The 24310-nt window shown below is 47.5% G+C and carries 35 protein-coding genes and 2 pseudogenes; 1 reads left to right on the top strand and 36 read right to left on the bottom strand.

What is annotated here, in order from left to right; translation table 11 throughout:
* Window positions 1-123: 123 nt before the first annotated feature.
* From Dpoa569_RS06665 to Dpoa569_RS06640, 6 genes are all read right to left on the bottom strand, one after another.
* Window positions 124-768, bottom strand: a complete 645-nt coding sequence (locus Dpoa569_RS06665; protein WP_042871449.1) for a hypothetical protein — start codon at window positions 766-768, stop codon at window positions 124-126.
* The gene (locus tag Dpoa569_RS06660) at window positions 768-1370 is read right to left on the bottom strand and encodes a Gp138 family membrane-puncturing spike protein (protein ID WP_042871451.1); all 603 of its coding nucleotides are present in this window, start codon (window positions 1368-1370) and stop codon (window positions 768-770) included. Before Dpoa569_RS06660 ends, Dpoa569_RS06665 begins: the two co-directional genes overlap by 1 nt.
* Window positions 1367-2221, bottom strand: a complete 855-nt coding sequence (locus Dpoa569_RS06655) for a baseplate hub protein (RefSeq protein ID WP_042871453.1) — start codon at window positions 2219-2221, stop codon at window positions 1367-1369. Before Dpoa569_RS06655 ends, Dpoa569_RS06660 begins: the two co-directional genes overlap by 4 nt.
* Entirely contained in the window at window positions 2218-2517 is a 300-nt protein-coding gene (locus Dpoa569_RS06650) for a phage baseplate plug family protein (RefSeq protein ID WP_042871457.1), read from the bottom strand. Before Dpoa569_RS06650 ends, Dpoa569_RS06655 begins: the two co-directional genes overlap by 4 nt.
* Window positions 2517-3368: a phage baseplate protein gene (locus Dpoa569_RS06645; protein ID WP_042871459.1), complete on the bottom strand. Its 852-nt coding sequence runs from the start codon at window positions 3366-3368 to the stop codon at window positions 2517-2519. The genes Dpoa569_RS06650 and Dpoa569_RS06645 overlap by 1 nt, the downstream gene beginning before the upstream one ends.
* Window positions 3369-3443: 75 nt before the next feature.
* Window positions 3444-4691, bottom strand: coding sequence for a BRO family protein (locus Dpoa569_RS06640; protein ID WP_128569742.1), 1248 nt, complete (start codon window positions 4689-4691; stop codon window positions 3444-3446).
* 97 nt (window positions 4692-4788) lie between these two features.
* On the opposite strand from Dpoa569_RS06640, the gene Dpoa569_RS06635 reads away from it, so the two are divergent.
* Complete coding sequence (locus Dpoa569_RS06635) at window positions 4789-5205, top strand: helix-turn-helix transcriptional regulator (protein WP_042871460.1); 417 nt, start codon at window positions 4789-4791, stop codon at window positions 5203-5205.
* Between the two features lie 40 nt (window positions 5206-5245).
* Here Dpoa569_RS06635 and Dpoa569_RS19520 read toward each other — a convergent pair.
* The 30 genes and pseudogenes from Dpoa569_RS19520 to Dpoa569_RS06495 all read right to left on the bottom strand — a co-directional run.
* A pseudogene (locus tag Dpoa569_RS19520) lies at window positions 5246-5428 on the bottom strand (phage antirepressor KilAC domain-containing protein); the annotation flags it as partial.
* Window positions 5429-5475: 47 nt separating this feature from the next.
* Window positions 5476-5733 (bottom strand): annotated as a pseudogene (locus tag Dpoa569_RS06625) (Rha family transcriptional regulator); the annotation flags it as partial.
* A 36-nt stretch (window positions 5734-5769) separates the two neighbouring features.
* Window positions 5770-6279, bottom strand: coding sequence for a KilA-N domain-containing protein (locus Dpoa569_RS06620; protein WP_042871462.1), 510 nt, complete (start codon window positions 6277-6279; stop codon window positions 5770-5772).
* A gap of 374 nt (window positions 6280-6653) precedes the next feature.
* Window positions 6654-6914 (bottom strand): hypothetical protein, encoded by a 261-nt coding sequence (locus Dpoa569_RS06615; protein WP_128569743.1) that lies wholly within the window; start codon window positions 6912-6914, stop codon window positions 6654-6656.
* Window positions 6915-6959: 45 nt separating this feature from the next.
* Entirely contained in the window at window positions 6960-8939 is a 1980-nt protein-coding gene (locus tag Dpoa569_RS06610; protein ID WP_042871465.1) for a lytic transglycosylase domain-containing protein, read from the bottom strand.
* Window positions 8939-9136 carry a hypothetical protein gene (locus tag Dpoa569_RS19515; RefSeq protein ID WP_042871467.1) on the bottom strand — a complete coding sequence of 66 codons (198 nt, stop codon included), beginning with the start codon at window positions 9134-9136 and terminating at the stop codon, window positions 8939-8941. Before Dpoa569_RS19515 ends, Dpoa569_RS06610 begins: the two co-directional genes overlap by 1 nt.
* 11 nt (window positions 9137-9147) lie before the next feature.
* Window positions 9148-9615 (bottom strand): hypothetical protein, encoded by a 468-nt coding sequence (locus tag Dpoa569_RS06605; protein ID WP_042871469.1) that lies wholly within the window; start codon window positions 9613-9615, stop codon window positions 9148-9150.
* A 1-nt stretch (window position 9616) separates the two neighbouring features.
* On the bottom strand, window positions 9617-10051 hold the full coding sequence (locus Dpoa569_RS06600; protein WP_042871471.1) for a phage tail fiber protein: 435 nt from the start codon (window positions 10049-10051) through the stop codon (window positions 9617-9619).
* Between the two features lie 2 nt (window positions 10052-10053).
* On the bottom strand, window positions 10054-11547 hold the full coding sequence (locus Dpoa569_RS06595; RefSeq protein ID WP_042871473.1) for a DUF3383 domain-containing protein: 1494 nt from the start codon (window positions 11545-11547) through the stop codon (window positions 10054-10056).
* 3 nt (window positions 11548-11550) lie between these two features.
* The gene (locus Dpoa569_RS06590) at window positions 11551-12120 is read right to left on the bottom strand and encodes a phage neck terminator protein (protein ID WP_227983146.1); all 570 of its coding nucleotides are present in this window, start codon (window positions 12118-12120) and stop codon (window positions 11551-11553) included.
* A complete protein-coding gene (locus tag Dpoa569_RS06585) occupies window positions 12084-12455 on the bottom strand; it encodes a hypothetical protein (RefSeq protein ID WP_227983144.1) in 372 nt (123 codons plus the stop codon). Before Dpoa569_RS06585 ends, Dpoa569_RS06590 begins: the two co-directional genes overlap by 37 nt.
* The gene (locus tag Dpoa569_RS06580; protein ID WP_042871480.1) at window positions 12439-12918 is read right to left on the bottom strand and encodes a hypothetical protein; all 480 of its coding nucleotides are present in this window, start codon (window positions 12916-12918) and stop codon (window positions 12439-12441) included. The genes Dpoa569_RS06585 and Dpoa569_RS06580 overlap by 17 nt, the downstream gene beginning before the upstream one ends.
* 3 nt (window positions 12919-12921) lie before the next feature.
* Window positions 12922-13335: a DUF4054 domain-containing protein gene (locus Dpoa569_RS06575; RefSeq protein ID WP_042871482.1), complete on the bottom strand. Its 414-nt coding sequence runs from the start codon at window positions 13333-13335 to the stop codon at window positions 12922-12924.
* Between the two features lie 2 nt (window positions 13336-13337).
* Window positions 13338-13694, bottom strand: coding sequence for a hypothetical protein (locus Dpoa569_RS06570; protein WP_042871485.1), 357 nt, complete (start codon window positions 13692-13694; stop codon window positions 13338-13340).
* 79 nt (window positions 13695-13773) lie between these two features.
* Window positions 13774-14784 carry a major capsid family protein gene (locus tag Dpoa569_RS06565; RefSeq protein ID WP_042871488.1) on the bottom strand — a complete coding sequence of 337 codons (1011 nt, stop codon included), beginning with the start codon at window positions 14782-14784 and terminating at the stop codon, window positions 13774-13776.
* A 73-nt stretch (window positions 14785-14857) separates the two neighbouring features.
* Entirely contained in the window at window positions 14858-15352 is a 495-nt protein-coding gene (locus Dpoa569_RS06560; protein ID WP_050569467.1) for a structural cement protein Gp24, read from the bottom strand.
* Window positions 15353-15365: 13 nt separating this feature from the next.
* Window positions 15366-16880 (bottom strand): DUF2213 domain-containing protein, encoded by a 1515-nt coding sequence (locus tag Dpoa569_RS06555; protein WP_128569745.1) that lies wholly within the window; start codon window positions 16878-16880, stop codon window positions 15366-15368.
* Window positions 16881-16964: 84 nt separating this feature from the next.
* Window positions 16965-17657, bottom strand: coding sequence for a phage head morphogenesis protein (locus Dpoa569_RS06550; RefSeq protein ID WP_042871490.1), 693 nt, complete (start codon window positions 17655-17657; stop codon window positions 16965-16967).
* Window positions 17641-19128, bottom strand: a complete 1488-nt coding sequence (locus Dpoa569_RS06545; protein WP_227983142.1) for a phage portal protein — start codon at window positions 19126-19128, stop codon at window positions 17641-17643. The genes Dpoa569_RS06550 and Dpoa569_RS06545 overlap by 17 nt, the downstream gene beginning before the upstream one ends.
* A gap of 115 nt (window positions 19129-19243) precedes the next feature.
* Entirely contained in the window at window positions 19244-20530 is a 1287-nt protein-coding gene (locus Dpoa569_RS06540) for a PBSX family phage terminase large subunit (RefSeq protein WP_042871492.1), read from the bottom strand.
* Window positions 20511-20936: a terminase small subunit gene (locus Dpoa569_RS06535; protein ID WP_042871494.1), complete on the bottom strand. Its 426-nt coding sequence runs from the start codon at window positions 20934-20936 to the stop codon at window positions 20511-20513. Before Dpoa569_RS06535 ends, Dpoa569_RS06540 begins: the two co-directional genes overlap by 20 nt.
* 131 nt (window positions 20937-21067) lie before the next feature.
* A complete protein-coding gene (locus Dpoa569_RS06530; RefSeq protein WP_042871497.1) occupies window positions 21068-21367 on the bottom strand; it encodes a hypothetical protein in 300 nt (99 codons plus the stop codon).
* A complete protein-coding gene (locus Dpoa569_RS06525) occupies window positions 21358-21699 on the bottom strand; it encodes a DNA methyltransferase (RefSeq protein ID WP_322619424.1) in 342 nt (113 codons plus the stop codon). The genes Dpoa569_RS06530 and Dpoa569_RS06525 overlap by 10 nt, the downstream gene beginning before the upstream one ends.
* 285 nt (window positions 21700-21984) lie before the next feature.
* Window positions 21985-22173, bottom strand: coding sequence for a hypothetical protein (locus Dpoa569_RS19510; protein ID WP_071604368.1), 189 nt, complete (start codon window positions 22171-22173; stop codon window positions 21985-21987).
* Window positions 22118-22399 carry a DUF2681 domain-containing protein gene (locus Dpoa569_RS06520; RefSeq protein ID WP_042871499.1) on the bottom strand — a complete coding sequence of 94 codons (282 nt, stop codon included), beginning with the start codon at window positions 22397-22399 and terminating at the stop codon, window positions 22118-22120. Before Dpoa569_RS06520 ends, Dpoa569_RS19510 begins: the two co-directional genes overlap by 56 nt.
* A complete protein-coding gene (locus Dpoa569_RS06515) occupies window positions 22396-22602 on the bottom strand; it encodes a DUF7940 domain-containing protein (protein ID WP_042871501.1) in 207 nt (68 codons plus the stop codon). Before Dpoa569_RS06515 ends, Dpoa569_RS06520 begins: the two co-directional genes overlap by 4 nt.
* Window positions 22599-23081: a glycoside hydrolase family 24 protein gene (locus Dpoa569_RS06510; protein ID WP_227983141.1), complete on the bottom strand. Its 483-nt coding sequence runs from the start codon at window positions 23079-23081 to the stop codon at window positions 22599-22601. The genes Dpoa569_RS06515 and Dpoa569_RS06510 overlap by 4 nt, the downstream gene beginning before the upstream one ends.
* Before the next feature lie 7 nt (window positions 23082-23088).
* Window positions 23089-23388: a hypothetical protein gene (locus tag Dpoa569_RS06505; protein WP_042871507.1), complete on the bottom strand. Its 300-nt coding sequence runs from the start codon at window positions 23386-23388 to the stop codon at window positions 23089-23091.
* Complete coding sequence (locus tag Dpoa569_RS06500) at window positions 23372-23665, bottom strand: hypothetical protein (protein ID WP_050569469.1); 294 nt, start codon at window positions 23663-23665, stop codon at window positions 23372-23374. The genes Dpoa569_RS06505 and Dpoa569_RS06500 overlap by 17 nt, the downstream gene beginning before the upstream one ends.
* A gap of 230 nt (window positions 23666-23895) precedes the next feature.
* Window positions 23896-24060 carry a hypothetical protein gene (locus Dpoa569_RS06495; RefSeq protein ID WP_155683836.1) on the bottom strand — a complete coding sequence of 55 codons (165 nt, stop codon included), beginning with the start codon at window positions 24058-24060 and terminating at the stop codon, window positions 23896-23898.
* Window positions 24061-24310: the final 250 nt, after the last annotated feature.

The following is a 24310-nucleotide window of genomic DNA, read 5'->3' as shown; positions in this document are numbered from 1 at the left end:
TTAGGAAGGGGAACCAACAACCTGTTGTTTTATTCATGATTGCTGCCAACCAATGATTTCCCCACATGATTACTCAATACTGCATCAGTAACAGTATTGGTGCGGTCTCGATGTCTGCCGATGTTAAACCCTGAGTGACTTTTTCCAGTCATATTTCAATTGTTGCAGGTTCCAGCACGACTTAGCTATATCAACAATCGCAATGCGCGAGTTAGGGTCAAGCCCCGGCGCGTCTTGCAATCTCGTTACGACTTCATCTAGCGGAACGCCAATTGACTGTTGCCCTGCGGCACGCTCGCATATCGTGCGCACTGCATAATCTATGTCAGATTGCTGATAGGGATTTGATGACAGCAGGTATTGATAGCGCATCTGCAACTGCTGGCTGTATTTTGTAATGGATCGGTTGTCCATGCACTCCTTGCTTGCCTGACAGTCTTTCTCTTTTTTGTCGGCAGCTTGTTTTTCTTTTTCATCAAATTCACGGATGCCGTTATCAAACGCGGACAGATAAGCGGTGTGGTAACAATTCTTATCCGTCCCGCACTTGCTGGTATCAGCTGTCAAATTGCTGCCCGTATGAGAAAGATAATCTTGTTTCAGCTCTTTAACCGATTTATACCATGTCCTTCCGTGACCATTGGGCCAAAATTCTTTTACTGGCTCATACGTTTCCGATTCAGTCCTTTGATACTCTTTTATTTGCTCCGGCGTCATTGCGCATCCAGCGGCAGACAATGCAAGTAACAGCACGATTTTTTTATTCATTATTGCGGCCCTGAGGTTAGCGATCCCCCCGATTGTACGCCGCCATGAGCATGATTTTCCACTGATATATTACCCGCCCTAATGTCTCCCGCGGCGGTAATTGTGCTGGTTGTTGTCACCGGGCCTATAATGTGCATTCCATTAGGAGCCATGATAGTGATACCACCATCAGCGAATTCGATATACTGCGTGGGTGTAGGGTTCAGTAACCCGATTCCGCCGAGGTATACCGCGTCAGCAAGGTTGTGCTCTCTTTTGCTGCCGGGGATGGCTTGCGCCCCACTGCTTTTAACCAGACTGATATCCCGGTCACAGACCAAAATCAGCCCAACATCACCCACAGACGGATTCATGATTACCGCGCTTTGCCCATGCTGTAACCGCATAAACGGAACGTTGTAAATCAGGTCTGTATCGTTGATTTTTTTACCGGACGCATCAACAGGATTAACAAACCGCCTTACCGTCAGGGTCGAGCCTGTAATAGCGGTCACCTGAGCCAATTCGACAAATGAGCATCTTGATAGCATTTGCCGAAACACGAACGCCAGCGAATTGCCCTCACACGATATATCTGCCGGGGTTTGATTGATCGGATTCATTGCACCCACTCCGTAGGCGTCGCAGTTATCACAGAAAACCACGGGCCACCTTCAATTTGAGACGATAGGTAATGTGACGTACCCACCTGAATGAGATAATCCCCACTAACGTGTGGTAAATCGCTCTCTATGCGAATTTTGCGGCACACCTTAATTAACGGCGAATACAGACAGGTGACTGATATCCCCAATTCAGTAAATATGGGATAACCAATCATGCCGTGGTCAGCAGAAATCAATACGACTTTGTCATCAATCGGATTTTTGCCGGTATAAATGGTTACCTTGCCAACGTCAATATCAGCATTAAAACCATATGCACGGGCAATGCTTTGTATCTGGTCTATAGCGCTGCCATCAAAACGCTGATTATCAACAGCAACATCAACGTCAGCGTTGTAAAACGAAAATCCAGCTGCCCCGGCTATGCCTTTTATTAAATCCTGAGCCGTGGTCTTCCCGGCCACTGACGTGGCCGGGAATGGTATTGTCCGTTCATACGCCGTGGCCTGCGCGATAATTTCTATCGGAGCTTCTGGCATCATGTTAGCATTAATCATTGGACTGGTGATTGAGCCGGAAAAAATACGCTCGTCATTGGCGATAATTTCAATCTGGTTTTGTTTCTGAGCGATAATCCGGCGCGTTCTTGATGTCAACTTGGCTATGATATCCATCGACAGTCCGTAAATACGCGCATTGGCTACGGTGCCGGTAGCGCCACCGTATGCCGACACACTCACCTCACACTTGAAACCCTTTAGCGTGATAGTGTCATTTTCTTTTTTATCATCGAACGAACCCTCTGACAGTTTGAATTTTATTTCAATGTCGCGGCGTTCGTATGTCATAAATCAGATGCCTCTAAATAGTAGAGTTTGTATCGACTACCAAGGCCATCCCATACCGGGTCGGTATCACCTTCCATATCAGAAAAAACCAGATCGCCGATAAAACCGAGGTATTTATATCTCACCATTCGATTGCAATTCAGGCATATAACGCCTTGCATTATTGCTTTTTCACCAACGTAGAGATCCATATAAAGGCCGGTAGTTCTTTGGTGTATTTTTATTCGGCAAGATTGACCGCCTAGTGTAATGCTTATTTCTTGTGATTTTTCCGCCGCAATAGCAATACTCAACATTATAAAATCTCCTTAACAAACCTAGAAACATAGTCTTTTATCTGTTCGGCATTAGCATTGGTGGCTTCGTCATATGCCTCACTAACAGTTTCAGCGGCAGACACAACACCGGAAACAATTGCGCTTCCGGTTGTTGAAAGGGCTTTGGCAAATGCAGTTGCAGAGTTGGCAGAGGCCCACGCTTTTTTAGCTTCATCTAATGTTACAGGTGTCGTATTTGATATAGTTTTGCTTGTTGAAATTGCACCATTCCGGGTTCCCCTTTGGTTGTCTGTCTTTTGTTCTTTGGTTGTTGAGCTTGATATAACCACTTCACCGGTTTGCATGACGGCCTGAAATACCGCACTGACTTTTAGCAGTGTCTGGCCATTTTTCGCGGTAACCGAGTAATCATAATGAGCCAGGTCATACGATTCAAAAACACCGTCCGGCGTTTCGATATTGTACGTGCTCGCACTGGTACGCATTTCATCAAGAATATCAATGAGGTTTGAGCGGCTCAGCATACTGAAATTGGTCAGGTTAGGTAATGCCCCGCTAAATGCTGACCATCCCTCAAGCAAGAATTGAACGCGGATTTCTCTCGGCTTCTTAACTTTGTTGTATGAAGTATAAGAGCCTTTTTCAATTGGTGAATTCACGATTACAGCATCGGCGGATTGCTCAATAGAACCCCAACCGCTAGGAGTAAAAACCTTCTGTCCGACTACTTTTGTCTTGTCGGTATTATTCTTATCAATCGTGTTGTAATAAATGCCATAAGTAGGTGCAAATGCGCCATTAATGACAGAGAAAATACTTCTGCTTTTAACAGCGGATAACAGGGTTGTTTCGTTAAGCGAGAAAGACATTACATCTCCTGATAAATCCATAGGTAATAAACCCGTCTAAACGGGTTTGGTGTGTTCGATTATTTTGCCACTAAATCAGTAGTATGCGTTAACTGGCATATTTAGCATTTCAGGAATGAAAATCCCGAATTTCTTAGCCGTTCCGCGCACAATCTCCTCTGGAGTGTTTGCTCCCCCACTGATAGTTTCCTCTTGTCCGGTGACAATATCTCGGTAATGAAGAGTGATAACGTAGCGGAATACTGGAACAACTTGACGCTTTTCTTCAATCTGATAACGACCAGTTTTTCGAATGGATGGTAGTACTTCATTGGTCACCCATTTGCGGAAGCGCCAAGGTAAGGTACCTTGTTTTATTGAATCACGGCAGCGGAGAATAAGAGTGTACAGGCCGGATTCATTGATGATGATCATGCTCTGCGCTCCGTTACCTGCCGACCCTAACTTGAAGTTAGGGTCGCCGTTGAAGATTTGTTTTTCATCATCGTCCAACGATGCTACTGATTTTGAAGGGTTTGATAGGTCTAAAGACTTACAAACATCAGAGGCAATAAACCACGGTTCTCCATCGCGCATAACCGCGCGTATTTCACTTCCTTCAAAAATGAAACCTGAATTTGCAACTTCATTGGTGCTGGATGTCGTATTTTTTGCTAAGGTATTCATATCAATAATTCCATCACGATTTGTTGATATCGAGGCCTCGTTAGTTGCAGCTATCGAGGCTTCATTTTTGTAGTCTTCCACTTCTTTCAATCCAGAAAATCTCTTGTATTTTGTTTTCCCATCGCTTTTCAGGTGTCTTTTGTAGGATTTAGATGACATGCCAAGGTCTTTTTCAGGCCATCCGGCTGCAATCCTTTGCTCTAGGGTGCATGGATTAACATCAAAAAACTCAGCCCATTCAAAAATTGTTTTTATCTCTCCGCTAATCTCATAAAAAACTCGACCGAACCTTTCCTGTTCTCCCCATCCGTGCCTTTTGAACCCCATCCGCTGCCGTTTGCGGTCAATCATGTCTTTAGCGTTGTCTTTGGCGTCCCCCAAGTACAAGTGATCTGGGTTGCAACAGCATGGGTTATCACACGTATGAAGCACCCACCATTTGTTAGCACCCTGAGGTATCACACCATTTGACATTTCATAAGAAATTCTATGGGCTGACCATACTCTCCCCTCAAACGATAATTGTCCGTATCCGGTGAATCCGGTGAATCCAGTCCAAACTAGGCAACCATCATCGCGAGCACTTAGCTTGGATAGAAAAAGGCGCCCAAGTGCCTCCTTATCAACAATATCTGCTATGGTCTTCCGAATCTTCATATATCATCACCAAAAGTATTTTACAGTATCGAATAGTCGTGACAGAATCATAATAGATTCCATTTACAGCCTTAGTCAATACTATAAAGAACTATTTATGACCAAAGAAAACCATTTCATAAAAAGAATGATTGCCAGAAGGGTTGATCAGGGGCTTTCCCAAGAAGATCTGAGCAAGAGATCTGGGGTGGCAGCTGCACAAATTTCTCGCTACGAGCTAGGAAAAAGCAAGCCAAGGCCAAACGTAATCGCTAGGTTAGCTGAGGCGTTGAACGTGCCCTTTGAGTGGCTTGCTTATGGAGATAATGATGCTGACCCAATAACAATTCCCGGCATACCCACGCGCCAAATAGAATTACCTGAGGATTTGGTTAACATAATCAAAAAGAAAGCCGATGAAATGGGTATTCCTGAATATGAACTTATAGAAAGAATGCTGGCTGAATCACTCGTTCATGATGGAGTGATAGAAAATGTAGATGACTATTACCTCTTAAAAAAACCGGATCGTTGAGTGCTCGTGCGGTATCAAAAATAGGAACTGCAATCTTTTTTTCCAGCTCCTGCCAGCGGTCAACCAGTCTGGCAGTAAACTCCGGCGACAACTGAGCTACTACTACGATGCTGTCTCGTTTGCCTTGCTCACCCTCAAAAAGATAAGCATCAACAAACCGGTTTGGGCTATTTGATTGTTTATTTTCAACTTTCCCCGTTGGGGTAAGTTGAATCACGCCACGATCTACTTGGTCACTGATTCAATGACCATTGTCATCCCCTGAGAAAACTCGTCTATGTATTCAAGCATCACAGCATTTCGTTCCGCTTCGTAGCTCTCGCTATGTTTTCGTAACTCTGCGGTCATCCAGTTGAAGGCGTTGATATACGCCTCTTTAATCGCATCAGCCTTGGCGCCATTGAAACCCATGACCAGCATCACGAAGCCGCTAAAATCCATTCGGTAGTATTTCTGTTTCTTGTCAAAAATACCTAACTCATTGATTTTATCGACAGCGCAAAAATGCGCTCTCCTGAATTCATCAGAAAATAGACTGGCGCAGGGACGCGATACGCATCACGCCTATACCCCCGGCAAATACATCTGCACCTCATCAACCACCATTTCCCTCACGGAATGAAGCAGCCGTTTGCGTCCACCAACACCCCAACTAGCCATTTTTCTGGCGCACTGGCTGATCTCCTTGGTTTCAGTATTGATGATGTGATCGATTTTATTCAGACGCGACATGGCGCTGATGCCATTACGGATTACTGCCTGAAAGATCTGGTAAACCTTGATTTCAAACTCAACATTGAGCCACGCGGCATAACGAATGGCGACCAATTCAAGACCCCAAATACCCGGCTGAGTGCCACCTTTGATAACTCTAACCGAAGCTATTTTCGTAGCTTTGGTCAGTTCTTGTACAAATTTCTTGATTTGAGCGCTTTTGATGAAGTTACTTGGTCGTTGTGATTCAGTGGCCTTTCCCTCAGCCACGGCGGCAGCGTGCAAGTCATTGAGATTGTAGCGCCCGGCGTCATCGACGCGAACGGAAACGCCGTTTACGGATACGGTTGGGTATTGCATGGCGATTACCTTACTTTGAAATGAACCTTTGCCGCACAGGAAATCAGCCCATCGAAGGCTCGCCAGCACTAGCCGACTTCCTCAAAGGCTCATTTCAAAGGGATTGGTTCGATGTGGATGAATGCGCGTGCGAAGCGCTCGATGAATTGGCTAATTTAATACGCTGATCGTTTATCAGGATTTACCAATCCTGAATGTGTTGTTATGGTCAAGCCCTATATTTTTTCACATAGCAAAAAGGCGTCATCATGAACGACAAAAGGATTGTCGAGTTAGAAAACCAGAATCGTGAACTAAAAATACGGCTAAGAGCATTAGAGTACGCCTTCATGCTGTCTGTTGTTGATATGACGCCAGATGGGTGCAGGCAGATATCAGATGGATTCGGTCACCTTCAGAGCGATATCCTTAAATCCATGACTGACGCTGAAGCCCGTGAAAACGCAGCCGTCACAAAACAATTGAAATTTCTTCTTCGGCATGTCTTCATTCAGGGTAGTACACCCTCCCAATAGCATCATTAAACCTTTTAGTTCCTTCGTCAAAGCTTGTTGCACAAAAAGTGCTCTCAGCTCTACATGAAGATCGCTTTCTTGCGCCCAACCTAAGCGCAAGCCAGTAAAGTTTCCTTGCAATAAATTCTCTCATGATTTCCTCGATATTCCCCGCCGAAGCGGGGCTTAGTTTCCGGCAGTAAACCCCAGCACGCGAGAGCGATTACCCGCCTGCTGTTGCAGGTCTTTTGACAGCGCCGAGGCGCTAGTCGGATTTGATGTGACGGTTACCTGACCAAAATTATAGACAGGGGCCGCTGATTGCTGCGTTATCGGAGATTGATATCTCGGTGCAGTTGCTGCGGCGCCAGTCGGCATACCAGCCAATACCTTCGGCACATACATTTGAGTTTCCAGCGGTGCATTGCCCAACCCTTTACGCTGCACATTGCCAATCCCCCAATTGTAAGCTGCCAATGCTTTATTGAGGTCTCCGCCAGTTTGCGATAACAACTGATTAAGGTATTTTGCAGCCGCCTGCGCAGATTTGTGCGGGTCGAACGAGTCATTGCCACTCAATCCCAAATCACGCGCAGTACCCGGCATCAACTGAAATAATCCCTGAGCACCAGCGCCAGAAACAGCATATTGATTACCGCCAGACTCAACAGTAGCGACACTTTTAAGCAGTCCAGCAGGAAGCCCGTATTTCGCCTCAAGTTGCCCGAACTCGCCAGACATCCAGTCAAGCATGGCCTTACCTTTGCCGGATGCCTGTGGTGCGGTAACGCCGGGGATGTTTGGCGTCATTGACGCAGCCCCAGCCGGGGTGATGATGGCATCGCCAATTTTCCCCAGCATGTCAAGCGCCTTGCTCCAAAATGATTTTTCATCCTGATGCTGCCGGTCTTGAGCCGAATTTCCCTGCTGCTGAGTGTCGTTTATCTGCTCTAATTGATGCTGTGATTGTGATTCCGGATAAGCAATGCCGGGGTTATTTGCACTCCAATTTTTGCGCTTAAGTCGTTCTAACTCAGACATTTCTTCCGTCTGGCTTTGCGTGTCAGACGGAGCCAGCAGCGACAGTAATCCCACACGCTTAGCGATGGCCATGACGACGCCGGAACCGGCAGCAGCAGCGCCAGAGCCAGCGGCGGCACCAGCACCAAGCTTCAGCAATGACCCAAACGCGCCGACAACCCCAAGAACCCAACTTGCTACTTTCAATCCAATCAGAATTTCAAATGCATTTTTCCATCCACTTACCGCTTCAACTCCTTTATGCACGTATGATGCGATTTCGCTGAACGTATCCAGCACTGAGCGGATAGCGGATTTAATTTCCTGCGGATGACTGGATAACCACGTCGCCAGCTCCTGTAGGTAATTGGTGAACTGCTGAACATACGGAGATAGTGCGTTAAATATGACGTAGCCGGTTTTTTCCAGATTTTGATGTAGTTCTGTCCACTGCACGTTAAATTTACGCGCGGTGTCGATATCCTGATCTGTTATCCCCGATTTAGCCGTGTACTTCTGCACATTCGGCATGAATTCGCCACGCTGGATTGATTGCAGTGTGGCGTCATCAATACCCAGCATTTGCGCGATTGTTCTGGCGCGGTCTTGGTTTTTTTCTTTCTGCAATCCAGATGCGATTTTCGCCATCGCTTGACTGGCATTGTCATTGTAATCAACGGTAACGCCCGTGCTGGCCGTGAGCATCGCCAGTGCTTCTGACATCGGCGTTGACTTGCCCTGCCGCATCGCCTCAAGGTTGGTCTGCAATCCACCTAGCGTGCCACTCATTTTTTCAGCGGACGAACCTGCAGCCTCGGCAGCTTTTCGCCATCCATCCAGCTCCTGAGCCGACATGCGCAGCGCTTTGGATTGGGTGGATATCTCCATCAATCCATTTGTGGTGTTTTTTACAAAACTCGTGACGCCGGTAGCAGTAAGTGAAAGACCAACAAGAGCCAAAAGTTCTTTCTGAATCAGCCCGAAAAACGATGACGCTCGTTTACCCTGCTGCTCCATGAATTTTGCAGTTTGCTCTGAATTATCGCGGGTGGATTTCATGCCGTCCGCGACATCCTTTTTACCCTTATTGAATCCAGATGCATCCAGACCAAATGTTACAACCAGCGCGTCAACAACAGTTGGCATTATTGTTCACTCCGTCGCCGCGCTACTTCGGCGTTGTAATTGTCGATAGTGATTATTTCAAGCAGCGCCCACAAATCCTCTAATCCGTAGACGGTATCCAGCTCATGCAGCGTGGCCCGATTTGCCGAAATGACCGTCGCAATAGTCCGGGGTATGTTGACATAATCAGCCAACCCCCGGATTTCATCGCTCACCATTGGCGCGATGTCTAGTTTGCGACGGCGCTCAAGAAACCCACGTGGAGTTTCAACACCTCCGTTTTCAGGCGGAATCGCGTTGACATTTCCTCAATATGAGAGTCATCGAGCGGGATCGTTGTGGTGGGTGTAGCCTGGAACTGAATGCATGACATCAGCTCATCCATCAGAGGCCTCGATTCCGCAAACGGAATTTTCCCCAGTGCGGTAAGTGCGAATTTTGCTAATGCCGCCATTCCCGAAACGAGGACGGCGTTATATAGCTCATTATCCGCCTCATTTTCTGGCGCTCCAGCGCTCAATTTTTGGATTGCGGAATATACTGGTTGTGGCACCTCGACATTTGCAGCCATTAACGCACTGACAACGCGAATAGCCCACTCCTCAATTTGTCTGGCAGGCATTTCAGTGATGAGAAAAGTTTTTCCCTCATCGCGGTTTTTCGCCTCTACTTTGAATGTTAACGTTTTGCGAGCCATATTATGCATTCTCCGGCGTCACGGTTTCCCATTCAATTAGCCCGGTAACAGGCTGCAAAATACGAGCGGCGGCGGGAATGACTTTCCACCGTTTTAATATCCCGTTAGTCATCGTGTATTTCATGCCAAGCGACGGAAGCCAAACAATTCCATTGCAGCGAAAAATCGCTTTGCTGGTTTGCTGCGTCGTATACCACGTATCTAATTTAGATCGCGTCGGGGAATCAGCCGTCAGGTGAAATGTCCATGGCAGGTCACCAAAAATAAAACCGCCAGTTAATTTGCCATCTGCGGTACGAATGGTTTCTGCCAAATCAGTGTCGCCCATGTCAAAAATATTCTGAGCCTCAAATGATTCCATCTGAAAACCAGATGGATAGAGATTTGTTACAGTCAACTGAATAATGGCATCAGCAGCCGTTAATGAATTTGCCATAATTATTGAACCTCAACTGAATTCACGATCAGCTTCTGAATAAATCCACCGTCGCAATACCACAAATAAACTGTTGGTGATGTACGCGCATTACGCATTGCAGCAGTAAACGGTCCTATATAAATGTAATACCCCTTTGTCGTTAATGATGTCGATACATCAGTTCCGACGATAGAGTTAATAGCCAGAATCTGATTATCATCCAGCGTAGTGCCAGCAGAAATGCCACCCCAAGATTTAAACTGCTCAACTGTACTGGTCATGCAATTTTGAATAGCCGCTCGACCAGCGTCGTTGTACGGCAAATAAATTTCAGACTGGAATAGCGTGATAATGTCACTTTGCAAATTAGCATTAAGCCAAATCTGACCAATGTAAGCGTCGATCCACTTATATGAACCAGTTATTGAACCCGGATACCACTGATTGGTTACGATGTTATTTGCAGCGTATTTTCCGTAGAAATTATATCCATTTGTAATCAACGAAGAATAATCAGCGTTAGTATTTACATTCGATGCCAGACCACTTTGCACGCGAAATGCAATCGACCGACGCCCATTAGTCAGGTCGAAATTAAATGATGCGGGAATTGCCAGCAAAGATGCCGCATATTCCTGCGTTCCATAAACGGGAATAGTACCGCCATCGTTGTATGTATTGATAATGTCGTATGCATATGCATTCGTGCTGCCGCTGGTCACGGCATAAACCGAATTATCCATCAGGATGTACGCAAATCGGTTGTTTTGTCCGGTTACCCATGCTGCTAATGCCTCACCCTGTGATTTTGTCGGCATGAATGACGTAGTAAACAGCACCCAATTTTGATTCTGGTCGAGAATGGTTGTGAACAAATCAGCAACCACGGCAGCGTTAGCGCCATGAGACAAGCTTGCCCCGGTCGCCGATGTCAGCAGCAGGCTTGCAGACAGCGTGCCAGATGCATAACCGATGGCTGAATTAGAGCCGGATGAAACGGTTGTAATATAAAATTTTTTCTGTGTTGTATCGAATCGAACGCTAACCTGAGCCGATGATTTCACCGTGTTAATTGCATTCTCGATGACGGTCGCGGCTGCGGCAAAACTGGTTACCGCTGACAGATTAATATTACCTGTAGTTACGGTGGTATTGTTAATCGACAGCGATAATGTGCCGCTCATAGCCTGCAATTGAGCAATCGTTACCGATGCCATGGAGCCAGATCGCAACCACGCAGATACTCCCAATTCATTATATTGAGCAAACAGCAATTCACCCGGCAAGCGTGATGCATTGTTATATCCGCTGAAATATTTTGCTGCCATCGTGTATTCAGTGGACAGTGCGCCAAAATAAGATTTTACGTCATCGGCGGTTGTGAAATTTAACACAGCTCCGGTAGGGATGCGTGTGTCTCCGGACAGAATTAACCCATTAACATCAAGTGCAGATCCAGATGCAGCCAGTACACCGGGCAGAATCTGCACGATTTTACTTAACGAAATCGACATTTTTTATCCTTGAGGTGGAAATTGAACGTTTACAGGTACGGCATTTGGATTTGCGCTGGTCATATATTGCTGAGGTGTTGTTATTACCGGGTTTGTTTGTCCGATAAAATCCATCGTCCATCGCGGCTCATATTGCTGCTCACCGTTAATCATTGTTGTTTGGTGCGGGTCATTTGAATACAGAGGCGATAGCGCGGAACCATTTGAAGAAAACCATCCAGCCGCATACTCATCTCTAATCATGGTTGAAATTATGACCGCATTGTTTTGTGCGTTAGGCCCGTAAAAATCGATCTGACATCGCCATTGACTATTTCTGTTTGTTTTTTTCTGTCCATTTTCACCGTCATGAACCCATTTGTTTGTTGACGTGGCTACGGAATCAATAGGCGTCATTACAATGTAATCAGTGCCAATTTCCGGCATTGGAACATTATTTTCCTGACCAAGGACACAATCAGAAACATCAACGAGAGACAATAAAAAACCACGGAGAGCCGTGGTTAAATCATCCTCTGATATTGATATCGTAGCCGTCATGTTTTCCTCTGCAAATTGATTATCAGTTTGCACCAGTCATACCAGAGTTCTGCTATTTTAACGATCAGCCACTCATTTCCATTCACGACCAAAATATCCCCACCAGTTTGATTGGCACGATTTATAGCGCTGAAATTCCCGTGTACATACGCAACGCGAGTAATCCCCTGCACATTCAATGAATCCATTTGCTTCAAATCCATTGATGACAATTCCTGCAATTGAACTGAAACATCAGCCTGAGAATAAGACGGCGTGCGCTTACCGCTGGGTGCAGTAACATAACCGGTGTTTATTTTTATTACCGCAGGGACATAATCATTGACGAGTGACACCGCGCCGGATGTGATATTAAACAGATCCATCATCACCCCCATTGATTTCATAATCCACTGCGCGTTGCATTGAACCGGAGTCAATCAGCGTTTTATCTGGCTCTTTACGGCCTTTTCTGATTTTTGCATCGATAGTTGATTTGGCGTTAGCGGGAGGTATCGATGATTCAATCGAATCTCGAATATCCTGAACTATGGTTAATCCCAACCTATCGAACCCTTTTTTAACCACGCCTGGATCGGCACCAATACCATCCAATGACTTAGCCAGTTGCTGTGACCAGTCTTTAGCGTGGTTATCAATCGATGTACGCATGAATGGACGAGGGGGGATGGTTTTAGTGCCGTATTCATTTGCAGCAGCATACGGAGCAATTAGCTCCCCCATATCCTCATTTGTCGCCCCCGCCAGAATACCGGCACTCAGACTAATCTGCGTCTTTTCTGCGATAGCCTGGAGTGCCGACAGCATTTTATCGCCGCCAGAAATACCCATAAATCACCCCCAAGGGTGGTAATATCGCTGCACATGATATCTGCCACCAACCACATATTTCCGCGTAGCCTGCCAGTATTGCTGGCCATATCCCGTCAACATAAACCATGATTTGGTTCCCGGAACTGCCGTAGCAAATGACGAACTCACCGACCCCTGAGATGCGCTTGATAATGGGCTCGAAACGCCTTTAGCGGCCCACTGTAGTGATTGCGACACATGAGCGGTTAGCAAATAGAGCAACGTCTTACGCTCAATCTCACCGTTATCCGGGTCATACGGACTAATCGACCCATCGGTGTTATCGAGATACAGACATGCGGTGCTGAATGCGTTAGTCAATTGCCCGGTGGTCAGCGTGGAAAAATTGGGGTAACTCGTCAGGAATTCGGCAGCGTCAAACACCACGACGCCCATAATTATGCAACCTCGTCGGTGACTTCTTTAGTCTTGACGGTGGGGTCTTTCTCAACATCAACAGGCTCGCGGCCATGTCGAGATTCCCGGCGCTCTTTTGCAGCAGCAACGGAACTTGCATCTTCTGCGTGATAAACCAGTGTGTTATTGCGCTCCAGATTTCTAATTAAATCGGGGTAGGTTGATTTGACCAACTCCCATTTATCGGCGTCGACAACGGTGTGGCCAAACAGTCCGGTTGGCAGCACGCCTTTTTCCTGTCCCAGCAAGTGGAACGCGTTGCCTTTAAGGGTCACTCCCGTGCCATCAAAATGAATACCGTGCGGGTGATTGAGGCGAACATGAATTTTACCTGACATAGAATTTCCTGATTCAGAAAAAGAAGCGGCCTCTAATGAGGCCGAATTGTCTTGTTGCTTACGTGGACGTCCGCGCATATCACATGCCCGTCATCTGAGCGACAGCAGCCGGAACCCGAATAACGCCGCCGTAGGTGGTCGAGGTCACTTTCTGGCTGTATGAGGACAGACCCGGAATGATACGACCCATGCGCATTTTCTCACCAAAACCTAATAGGCCCGTTTCATTGCCGAGAACCTTGGGCGCGATAAACATCATTGTCTCAACACCACCGCTTGACAGCTGGGGCAGGCTGACAATGGTCAAATTGCTGAAATAGGTTTCCAGCATTTTCAGTACCGACACATTGAAATCGGTCGCGCCACCCAGCAGAGTGCGCAGGCCGGGCGACATGGTCAGGATCAGCTCATCTTTTTCCGACACCAGACCCTGCAACTGATTAACCAGACGTGTAAACAGCGTCAGGATATCGTTGTAACGCTGGACAGTGGTTTTAGCTGACCACGCAGTTGAACTGCCTGTGCCAGTTGCAGCGGCGGTAATTGCCGCAGTCAGATTCGGATCATTCAGAACGCCATAGATTTCCTTTCCTGACACGCCCAGCAGATAGAATTTATTGGCGTCGATGTCGATAATCGTCGCAGCAGCACGCTGTTTGTCAGCAGCCAGATTGATTTTTGCCTGCGATGCCATATCTGCTTCCAAATCACCATACTGAATAATGGTTTGGAACCGATACTGTTCGCGGGTAAACCACTCTTGGTTAACGCCTGCAACGCCGAATTGCCCGAAATCACTGTATGCAGCGGTATTACCGGTAATTTCAGATGCACGCCATTTGAAATACGGTGCTGTCCAGTCGCCCTTTTTCTCTTCCGGGTAAAGTTCACGCGCATTACGCGGCGCGGTCATGATTTCGATGACAGTTGGGTCAATGTACGCCAGCAGTTCAGCCGGTACGGTTGAGTTCGCGGAGGTGATTAACGCGGCATCCTGTGCGATTGCTGCGCGGTTTTCCGGGGTAATCCACATGCGACCGCCGGGAAACACGAACCCGTATTGTTTTGCCTGATCAAACGTAATATTCATTTTGTCTCCATGCAGGCGCGACAAATACCACTCTTATTTCAGAGTGTGCACGTCACGCCAGATTATTTAGTGTTTATGCGGAAGCTGGGTTCCAGTTGGAAATGACAGCAAGGCCAGAAGTTGAGTCAACGCCTTTACAAACAAACGTGGTCTCGACGAATCCTGACACGGTGGCACCAGCAGCGGCAAAGTGCACCGAACCATTGGTTTTTGATGCAAATGCTTTCTGACCTACTGTAGGCACTGAACTGTTGTCGTATGTGACATAAAACTCGCCGATTTTTGCCACGGTCAACGATGTGTTATCTGGCAGCGTCATAGTCGAACCAGACGTCAGCGTAAAATTGTAGTAGTTCAGCAGGCGCTCAATGAACCCAACCGGCGCGTCAGAGCCGGATGTGGATGATTTGACCTGTGTGTTATCACTGCCAGCGAATACAAACTGACCCACATACACGGTATTTTCTGCTCGTGGATTGAACGGCAGATACACAACCGGATTTTGTGACGCCCGATCGCCCTTTACTGCCGGGGCGTAAAACTGATTTACCTGAGATTGCAGACCCATTTACAGGCTCCCATTAAAGACGAATATTTGCCAAACCGGCGAATTTGCCATCCAGTTTCGCGGGTTTGTTGAATGCTGAGTCACCGACCGGCGCAGGTTGAGATTGTTTCTGCTGCAGCATAATTTCTACCATACCAGCGTAACCAGCAGGTTCGAATTTACTGGTGTCGATGCCCTTCGCTTTCAGTGCGTGAGCATAGATGTCGGCAGCGGAGTCAAACGCCATTGCATCAACTTTGCCGCACAAGCCCTCAACCTTGCTTGCCGCCGTGGTCAGCGCCTTAGCCCGTTCGCGCTCGGCCTGAGCCACTTTCTCGGTTGCTGATTTGATTGCGGCATCCATGACGGCCTGTGTCACCACGTCTTTTTTCTCCTGATTTTCTTGACCGCCTTCCGCGCCGCCAGCAGAACCGTTTTCGTCATTGGCTGGAACCATCAGGCATTTCAACACCGCATCAATAGTTTCAGGCGGTACGCTGGCCTGCTCCAGAATTTGTTTGATGCTCTCAGCCGGTGATTCCGCATCATATGCCGGTGATTCCTCTTCCTGTTGCGGCTCTTCTTCCACGCCGTCGCCGATTTGTTTTTCCTCTGGCTCAACAACTTGCTCGGCGGCCTCTAGCGCTTCAGCCAGTTCTGTAGGATCGATTTCAATATCCTGCGCCAACAGCGGCGCAAATTTCTGCACTGCGGCTTTAGCAATCGCAACAGGGGTTTTGTTTGCTCGCACCAGAGCAGTTAATTCGCCCGGTGCGGCGTCTTGCGCCAGCAGTGGTTTCAGGTGAGCTGCCAGCGCAGAACGCAACGCCACCCCTTTACGATTCAATTTCTTCATCGTATCTATTACCTTTTTTTGTGAGAGATTAGACGGCATTGCGTCATGTACATATACATCCGGGCCAGCCCGGCCTTTTTCCACCAGCGCAACATGGTTTCCCCTCAAATTGCGCATGACAAAATCATAATTGACACCGTTGAATTCACCCGGAGTGAAGTCCGGTTCGAAAAAATATCCGCAACTAATTTCACGCAGCGTGCCGTTATTGATTTTTTCAATCGCGTCCGAATCAGTGACAATCAACGCATTATCAAGATACGGAGCACTCCAGACAGGCGTTGTGCCGATTGATCCGATCCGAAATTCTTTGAGCGGAGCATCTGCGCTATCCTGTCGGTGTTCGCGCAGCAGGGGCATTCCATTAAATGTGTCTCTGGCCTTTTCCAGCTCTTCGCCAGACCTGTAACCGTAGTAGACGCGCTCAGGTTCGAGGTTTAATTCCTGCCAGCCTGGAATCTCCTTGCCCAAATACGGAGCGACTTGTTCTTTTGTTAGATGGGTCTGACTAACGTGCAAGTAGCCGTTTTCATCAATTCGGCGGCGCGATGGCTCAGAATCTAGTGCTATTTTTCTGTCACCAATATAACCATTGGCATATGCTGCCTTTTCTGCTTCTTCTGCTTTTTCGCGTGTGGGGAATGGCCCTTTTGACCCAAACCACCAGCGGCCATTTTTTTTATGTACTGGCATGGAATCACCTTTTTATGGCAATAAAAAAGACCACCTAGGTGGTCTTGATTGCGTTAACTTTTATTTCTATGCATCGCGCATAGATTATTTGGGTATCACCGGTCTCATATCACACTTGCAGTTAACGAGCTGACCCGGCATCACATGCTGTCTTTCATGCGGATCCCAACACCCCTTTGAGATGCTGAATACCTCGCCATTCATTTTGACATGTGACTCTCGATAGGTTTTGCTGCCACCTGCACGATGCACCCATATTGCCTCGGTAATACCAGCTGATTTACAACGCTCAACAGCAATTGCATTCGAGGCTTTGGCGTTTTGGTCACGGGCTATCACTTTTGCTCTTCTCTCGGTAACGCCGTAGCGCTTTTTTAACTCGTCTTTGAGATATCCGACATCACGCCCACGCGTCACGCTTTCCTGAACCAGCACCCCTATTTGCGTTAGGTATTGCTCAGGTATGGACTTGATTAGCGTTACCTGTGTTTCATAAAGCGAATCGAGGACATTTTTCACCTCTGGCGTAACTTTGAAATTGACAGTCATACCAGCGGCGCGGAGTTTATTGCTCACTGACGTTGATGCGTAGGTATTTGAGCGATTGACGAACCACAGAGCGATTTCCTTTGCGCGTTCATCAAATTTCTTTTGCCACCCCGCCATTATCTCCAGCAATCGGCTATGCACCGATTTTGCCGGTGATGCGTCGCCGACTATTTTTGACTCCTGTCGTTTGTATTCCGCGACAAGCCAGTAGTTAACCGAGTTGTTCATTTCCTTGGTTAGCGATATCAACCTCCGGCGATATTCCATTTCCAGACCCGCGTTCGGAGACGTCGCCTTGGCTGTTTTCGGTTTCCGCTTCTTCATTTTGCATCTCCGGCACAGCATCAGCATCAATTCCAGCAAATCCGCTGGCTGGGTCGTTAGCCAATAATTTGCGAACCTCCATTGCATCCAGCACACCGTTTTCCAGATAAGTGGCATGTGTCTGGGCGCGGATAGATTGAGCCTCAGCCGCCGCTTTGTCGTCGGATTCATTCAGACTGACAAAATCAAACGTCACTGAGCGATTCAATTTCCCCAGCTTGACTATCTGTAAAATGTCGAGGACTTTTTGCAGACCTTTGCGGAATACTTTTTCCTGCTGCGTGCTGATGTGGTCGTTGTAATTCTTGAGGTCAGCGTCGCCCGTATTAAATCCGGCGGGTGATATACCGAGTAATTTAACAGCCGGAGTACGGTTAATGGCGACAATCATTTCCAGTTGCTGACGCACAATATCAGTTACACCAGATAGCGGTGTGTTGATATTGACGTATTCCTCCATTTCCTTATCAATCGCCAGAATCCCATCATTTGAGCGATACGCAGACATATAGGCCAGCCGCGAATCGAGAGATTTTGTTGAGTTCGGATTGGTCAGAATATCCTGCATATCAGTCATCAATACAGTCTGACTGAATTTATCCAGCAACCTGGACTCTGCTACACGAGCATCCTGAAAATGGATTACATAGTCATACAGCACCTGCGCTTGCGGAACGCCGAGGAAATTATAGTTCGCCTTTAACAATACCGGCACCTCATTGCCGCAGATGCGAATTATCCGGCTAGCGTGAACCTCTTTCCCCAGCACCCACCATGTGCGCGGCTCAAAATAATCAGACTGCAATGGATTTGTGGACTGATACAGTCCGGGAAATACGTTGATTGGCTCAATAACAGTAAACCGCTTGAGGTTTTTCAGTTCCGCCGACATTTCGGAAATGTCCAACGGGGTGAGTAAATCCCGATCATCTGCACCTGTATCGATGTAGATTAAGCACCCGCCGAAATATCCGTCAAATTCCGCCGCCTTGTGGAACACCTGCCGAACGCAGAAATCAATCAGCGCATCATCCAGTGTTTTTTTCTCGTCAGAACTGTCGCCGTCTCCATTTGTATCAACCGCGCTAATCTCTATCCATTCGCGTGTCATATCATCAGCGACGGTCTCAATGCAGGCACGGATTAGGCCGTTTTGCATCAGCGATGATAGCGCGGCATATCCCATGAATGACGGGCCTAGCGAATATCCCTGCCCCATCTCAAAAGCGTGCTGAATCAACGCATAACCGCCAGCGTCTTCCATCGAGTGATCCATTGCCATTCTGGCCGAATCTGGCGTATGCAGCGTTCTGGCCGGGCCGTACATTGATTTGATTTGCTCAATTGTCGGCAAGGCATATGTGGGATCTGACATGGATTCTATTTTTGCCATCATCGCGGCGGATGTGGTTAATCCGCGTCGAGTATTAGGCGTAGCAAGTCCCCGCCGAGCAGACGCGGTGTTTCTGTTTTTGCGTGACATAGTGCCTCTAGCGGAATGGACGACGCGCCCGATGTTGGGCTTGTTTGATTAATGCTGGATTGATGTTTATTTTCCCCTTGCCCTTAATCATCGGCGCGAGGGCATACCTTGTGGCATCAATAAAATGGTTGTGAGCATCGACAATATCAGTCAGAACATCACCGGTAAGCCTGTCGGTCTTGTAACTGTATAGCCTCGCCTCTTTTAGCCATTCCTTGCAGCGAGAGTGGATAATGATTTCTTTGTAACTGCGCAAATGAGCAATACCATCCTCTACGCTTCCCGTCCATTTCTCAACACCGGTAATTTTTGGCAGATTATTGCGTTTACCATTACCTGTTGATTTGACGTGACTGATAGTTTCCGGTCTCGCAGAATCGGCGCGAATAACATGCTCTTCAATTTCAGGAAGGCGCTGAATCATAAAATCAGCAATGTCATCGTTTTCCAACCCGACTTTTCCAGCCTCGTATTCGATCCAAAGCCTGTCATTACCGACCCAGCACTTAACGCCAGCGGTCGGGTCTTGGCTAAATCCCCAGTCAATACCGTAATATGGACCATCCCAATGGGCTTCTGGCTCAAATTCAGCCACACGATATTTACCAGCCAGAATTTGTGCATCGCTATTTTCCCGATATGCGCCGTCCCAAATCCATGCATACGTCTGGTCGTCCAATCTGTCTCGGTCATTCAGCCGTTCTTGGTCGAGAACATCGGGAAACCACGGATTATCTGTGTAATTCAGTTCGACAATTTTCGCGCCATCTGGTTTTTTTTTCCTGAATCGCGTATCTGTGGGGCTACCGTCCTTTTCAGGGTTCCACGTTACCCAAACTTCCGAACCCTCTTCACGCACGGTTGGCAGCAATTTTTGCCACGCTATCTCGCTGACTGTTTCGGCTTCATCAATCCATGCTATCAGTATGCGGGCTTTGGATTTGATGCTGTCGAGATTATGCCGCAAGCCGGAAAACGCATACCAAACCCGGCGATTTTTGGTGCGAATGTATCTGTCACCAATATCAAAATAATCACTCAGCCAGGATACGGAACGAATAGCCTGCTTAATTTCCTCCATACTGGAGTCTTCAAGCGAGTTCATAAACTCACGAGCGCCGAGAATAACACCAGAAACGCCAGCTTCGGCGAACATATACGCCCGAATAGCAGTCATCAAGGCAAATGATCGAGTTTTCGCCGATCCTCGACCACCGTATGCGCCGCGATAACGCGCTTCGCCGCTAAATACCGGGATTAGCTTCGGTGGTAATTCAATCCGTGCTACTGACATCTGGAGCCACCAATTTAATTACTGATGGTTTTGGGGACATAGAGCCATCTGACGAGATATGATCAACGATCTGCTTATCCAGCCCGGTAAGTTTTGCTTTCCCCAGCGTGGCGGCAACCGCAGCAGATGATTGCGGGGTTTCAGCGCCCAGTGCTGCCTGTCGGGCTTCTTCAAGTTCAGCCAGCAACGAATCAACCGTGACATTGTGACGCTGTTTAATTTCACCCTGCAATTCAGATACCCTTAGTGCCACCTTAGCGTTATCAAGCAGCTTGCTTGCGTTTACATGTATTGCTTCCGGCTTCATCTTGTCAGCAGCATACGCCGTGCGATAAGCCTCGGAAGCGTTACCCGTTTCGATGTATGCCTGACAGAAAGTCTCTTGCTTTATAGTCAGACCTGTCATTCAGAATATCCTGCTGGTTTTGCTTGATGCTTGCCCGGTGATTTTTGATACCACCCTCAATGAGACTTATATAAAACTCTAAAATGCACCCCAATAAGACGCGCATTGTGGAATTTTATAAATTGATGGAATCAATTAAACGGGGCAATCCCGTATTTCGATGTGAATTGCGCGGTGGTGAGATTAGTTACGGTGCCGGTAGTGTTATCGCCGACATAAACCGCTTCACCAGATTTCGCCATCATGAACGGAAAAAATGATTTATTTCTTGTCTGGCAGAGCCGCGCCCAAAACGCCAGCAGCGGTGATGCCGGCTGAAATGACAAGCGCCTAGCAGATTCCTCTGAGCAGCCAAGACGCAAGGCAACGCCAGCAACAGATAGCCCACCACCCCAGTAAAGCGCAGTCAACAGCTCCTTAGTCACTTCCATTCGATATCACCCTCAACGCCTTTGGCTCTTAGCTGCCGCTCTACTTCTGCTCGGATATCGACTCGCCAAAGGTCTCGGCTTTTCGGGAACCCCGACCCGTACACCCATGCGATCATGTCGCGGATTTCAAATCCTGCGTCCTCAATACGCGCAGCCATTCGATGCTGTGTACGTGTACCAGCAAACGCTAGCAGGTGGCCGCCAGGCTTCAAAACGCGCAGACATTCAGCCCAGACATCAACGTCTGGCACATCGTAGTCCCATTTTTTACCCATGAATTTCAGGCCGTAAGGCGGGTCAGTAATGATGCTATCGACTGAGCTCTCTGGCATTGTGCGCAGTACATCTAAACAGTCGGAGTTGTGCAATGTGTAGGTCATGACAAAAACATCTCGCGTTCAGCGGCGTCAGTAAGCCAAGTGCTCTCCGCATAGATCACGACGAAGATAGAAAAGGTTTTCTTGATGACGTTGACACACAGCCAGCACTTGTCAGCAAAAATCCGGAGTTAATCAGCGGTTCCGATTTATCGGATTATTTACGCAGAGAAAACAACAAAACAGTAATCAGCAGTCCAGCGCAGAAAACAAGAAATCCGGGCGCCATCAGATAGCCCGTCATTTTGATTTACCCTCGCAATTGGCTTGCCAGCTACGATTATGAGCCAGAATGTCTTTTTTGGTCTGCGTATCGAGAACCTTGACATCATTGACTGTCAGATATATTGGCTTGACCCAGTTACATGACGTATCAACGACCACCGGAGCCGGGGCGTGTCCAGTTGTTGAGCAGCTCGTTATCGACAGCGCTATCAGAGAGGTGATTAATAGTTTCTTTAACATCTGACGCCTCTTTCGTTACTTTAACTTGCCGTTCCGCGACAGTTTTTGTTGCCGTTATAACCGATTCCGATTCCGCCTTTCCCGCCGCTGACTTTGCCTCATTCTTGCCTTTTGAGTGGCCGAGACCGAACGCAGCGGCAATGGCAGCAATTACGGCAGCAATCGCAGTCAGTATCATGTCAATGCTCATGATTGCTGGCCCTGCTGAATGACGCGCCCAACGATACCGGCCACAGCCACTACAGCAGTGATGATGCTCATTGCGCCTGCCGGAATTGCCGTCTTGAATTCGTCTGGCAATGAAACCCACATTGCAGGAATTGCGCCGGAAATAGCCAGGGCGTGCACGCTAAACCATCGCCACGCCTGTTTCCAGTCTTCGATTATTTTCATGCGACTACTCCGCCACTTTGTTTATAAACCACAATCAACGTATCGATAGAATGCTCGCGCTGGCCGTAACCCGCTCCCGGCAGTGACGCCCATATATTGCAGCATTTGCCGATAGCCGACTGAATCCGTCCAGCGATAACATCATCCAATGCTTTCCGCTCTCGGATTAACTGTGTCGCCAAAGCGTCCTGCGAATTAGGGCCAAAATCTGGCAGTTTTAACTGCGCCTTGTATGTCGGCCAGTAGCGGTAAAGTTGTTGATAGCGGCCAGAGGCCGTGGAGCGCTGCCCTTGTTTGTTGAAGATTTTTCCCGGACGACCATTAGCGAATGGATGATTTTGGTAGTCAGTAAATATCTCCGGTTTACCATCAATACCAGTAACAATGACATCGTAACCGCGATTACGAGTGATCGGATGTGTTGAGGTTCCCTCGGAAAATGCCAGCACATCCAAAAACGCAGTCAGATTTTTATTCACGCTTACCTCAAAAACGAATATCGCTACTATTACGCAACTCAGCGTAATTACGCTGAACAGACTGAGAGCGCTGCTGCTCAGACGGGACTATCACTGTCACGTTGGGCTGGTTTTGCTGCGTCGTCAATTTTGCGTTTTCCGATGAAAGCCTGGAATTTTGCATATTTGCCGCCGTCAATCGTCGAGTCATCGCTGATGACTCTTGCCCGATTTGATACCCGCAAAATGCGGTCAGCGCGATAAATAACAGCGGCATAAATCTGATGCTGTATTTACCAAAAATTTTGATGTCATTGTTTCCGACCATCGTCATCACCGTTAATGTTCACACCGGGCGGATTTATTCGCCGGATAATCGATGCCCCATGCCACCCAGCCAACCCGCAACACATACCAACCAAAGGCAAGCTCCAGCCTTGCTGAATGCCGAGCAAATACATCATTGCCCCAGCAAACGCTGAAATAACTATGTGATTTCGAATCGGAACATTTTTTGATGATGTGTATGCATATTTGGCTACAGACCCTATCAGGGTCATAGCGGCAGCGATCAGGGCAGCAATGAGTTGCTGTCCATCGTACATGTGCTCCACCCGTTAGGCGGCCAGAGAATTAGCGCCCGTGGAGCGCGGAAATAAAAAACCCCAGCAATTGAGCTGGGGTTTGAATTCTTTTTATTGCTACAAATAAATCCAGTACAATAACAACACGCAATTTCCGCATTGTTGTGCTTATATTAACCAAATCTATTCAGGTGTCAATATATACAAAATAAAAACCCCGCTGGAGCGGCGTGTACTGGGTTGTCATGGGTTTATATGTTTTCTTCATCCAGAATCTCAACGATTTTCCCAGTTTTTTCTATCGGATTGCCATTCTCATCGCGCAAGTGGACATTAAGAGTCTCTCCGATAAAATCATTCAGGTCGCCGTCGATTGTGTCTTCATTAACTGTACCAACGGTGTCATCATCCAGCAAAACTGTCCATTTTTCATGATGTAGCCCTTATTTGTGATTGAATGTGTGTCGCTTCGTCTTGATGGCTTCAATATAACCCCTTAATGGTTATGTGTCAACGTGCGGATGGTTTATTTTGTGACGGGTATCTCTCTTCTGACGGTGCAGAGGAATGCCCTTCCATCATCGTCGATGTGGACTATCGTTTCAGACGATAGCCACTTTGTGATTTTTTGTGGTGGAACACCCATGTGGCGAGCGAATTCTGCCC

The sequence above is a fragment of the Dickeya poaceiphila genome (assembly GCF_007858975.2).
In the GTDB taxonomy this organism is placed as follows: Bacteria; Pseudomonadota; Gammaproteobacteria; order Enterobacterales; family Enterobacteriaceae; genus Dickeya; species Dickeya poaceiphila.
This window is presented reverse-complemented; position numbering and strand designations above follow the sequence as displayed.